At 46.9% G+C, this 550-nt stretch carries 1 protein-coding gene; it reads left to right on the top strand.

The window, feature by feature from the left end:
• Nucleotides 1–9: 9 nt before the first annotated feature.
• Nucleotides 10–550: HlyD family secretion protein (locus tag ACS8FC_RS20105; RefSeq protein ID WP_459112993.1), on the top strand; the 541-nt coding region annotated here is incomplete at its 3' end.

Raw genomic sequence — 550 nt, 5'->3', positions numbered from 1 at the left:
ACCGAGTCAGTGACCTCTCGAGATGCAAAAGCCTCCGTCGATCCAGTAGAAAATGTATCTAGTGGGTCTGACGTTCCAGAGCAATCTGTACCCGCTTATAGTCGTGGTAACGCAAAAGCTGATAAATCTGCTCGTATGAAAAAGATATTGCTCGTACTGTTTGTATTAGGTGTTCTTGGCGCAATTGCATATGGTTTATATAAAAGCAATCAGCATAATGAACCAGAAGTCATTACCCTCCAAGGACAAATGCAAATGCAGCAAACCTCTATCGCTGCAAAGGTAGCAGGCCGCATTGCTAACATTATGGTGACAGAAGGCGATACGGTTACGGTGGGTCAACAACTCATCGAGATGGATTCGCCTGAGATTAACGCCAAGATCAACCAAGCACGTGCTGGTAAGCAAATCGCGCAAAGTCAATTGGACAAAGCAGAAAACGGGGCACGCCCGCAAGAGATCGCTCAAGCCAAAGCCGCTTGGCAAGCCAATAAGGCCGCGTCTGATTTGGCAGAAAACACTTATCAGCGTGTCAACCGTCTGTATGAAG

It is taken from the genome of Psychrobacter sp. 1Y4, assembly GCF_051847555.1.
Note: the sequence above shows the minus strand (reverse complement) of the source record. Positions and strands in the feature narration are given on the sequence as shown.